The organism is Citrobacter sp. TBCS-15 (genome assembly GCF_005280815.1).
In the GTDB taxonomy this organism is placed as follows: Bacteria; Pseudomonadota; Gammaproteobacteria; order Enterobacterales; family Enterobacteriaceae; genus Citrobacter; species Citrobacter werkmanii.
On sequence record NZ_SZWK01000282.1, the window covers coordinates 1 to 1,480 of the forward strand.

Sequence of the window (1,480 nt, forward strand, 5' to 3'; positions counted from 1 at the left end):
TTTTCTTCTGCCCTTAAACTTTTGTAGTTGCTTTTCATATATGAACTTTCTAATATCGTCTTTCTGCTGTTTTTCCTCTTTATCAGACCAACTAACTTTTTGGCCTTTTCGCTTGCCACTTTGATAAACTCGTCTGTTATCATCAGGAAAGCCATTTTTTTCAAAGTACATTCTAGCATATTCAAAGTAATTTAAGCTGTTGATGTACTGCTGACTATCCTTTTTGTGATAATTAAGAGTTATCAATCGTCTTTCAGCTAGTGATTCAAAAGATGTTATCATACTTCTTCTTCAACGAAACCTAAAGCTAACAAAGCTTTATATTCCTCGCTCCCCTCTTTAACTTCAAGAGCATCTTGCTCGAATTTTGTTAATTGTTTAGACTGTCCAGCATAATATAATGCAGTTCCTCCGCTACTATCAGAAAAGTTATAAAACTTAAATTTAGGTTCAATAACTTCATAACCGTTAATGACAGCTTCAACCATTTTCAATTGCTCGTAACACTCAAAAGCACTACTTGGACATTTATCGCCGCCTATCCAATTNTTCCTCGCTCCCCTCTTTAACTTCAAGAGCATCTTGCTCGAATTTTGTTAATTGTTTAGACTGTCCAGCATAATATAATGCAGTTCCTCCGCTACTATCAGAAAAGTTATAAAACTTAAATTTAGGTTCAATAACTTCATAACCGTTAATGACAGCTTCAACCATTTTCAATTGCTCGTAACACTCAAAAGCACTACTTGGACATTTATCGCCGCCTATCCAATTGTATCCATAACCAAAACGAGTGATGTGACAAAGCGCTCGTTTTTTGTTTATTTCATCTTCAAGGTTTCCAAAAGTTTCAAGATAATCAGCTTGTTTTTGCGTTAATTTGACTACCATTTGTTAGTTCTCCTTTATTTCTATATATACTATTATACCAAAATTAATTATCGTTGTCAAATATTAGATGATATTTTTTTATTTATTTCTACTTTTAATTGTAATGCCCTAATCAATGCACGCTTAGAATAATCATTTTCGCAAGCTGCATGCAATTTTTTCGACTGTCTGACTAGAAATTCAGCACGTCCAAGCCATACTTTGAAAAGTTCGTCATTATGCCATTCTGCTTTTACCATTTCATCTAATGCACGATATAACCAACCGTACACTTCAGCGTGTAAAATAATAGCTTTGTTCTTGTAGTCGTTCATTGAGTTCATTTTTTGCTCTCTCTATTAATTTAAAGTCATCACTGTATAAAACAGGTTTTGAATATTGTTCATTCATGTTAAACCTTGAATAATAGTCATAGAAGTATTCATTTACTTTTTCATGGTAATAAACAACGTATTTTTTATCACTCATTTTCTGTTACTTTTCCTTTCTCTTTAGCTAAGTCTAAGAAAGCCTGTGCCGATTCTTTCGTCGTTTCGATTGGAGTTTCAGCCTTTACTTTTTCCACTAGTTCGCTATCTGGTTCTTTTTT

The 1,480-nt window shown here is 33.3% G+C and carries 3 protein-coding genes; all 3 read right to left on the bottom strand.

Annotated elements, in window-relative coordinates:
- A partial coding sequence (locus tag FDW96_RS15235) for a hypothetical protein (RefSeq protein WP_137365916.1) occupies positions 1–282 on the bottom strand: 282 nt, incomplete at its 3' end.
- Positions 279–488: a hypothetical protein gene (locus tag FDW96_RS15240; RefSeq protein ID WP_137365917.1), complete on the bottom strand. Its 210-nt coding sequence runs from the start codon at positions 486–488 to the stop codon at positions 279–281. The genes FDW96_RS15235 and FDW96_RS15240, both read right to left, overlap by 4 nt.
- Before the next feature lie 459 nt (positions 489–947).
- Entirely contained in the window at positions 948–1,205 is a 258-nt protein-coding gene (locus tag FDW96_RS15250; protein ID WP_197064473.1) for a hypothetical protein, read from the bottom strand.
- Between the last annotated feature and the right edge of the window lie 275 nt (positions 1,206–1,480).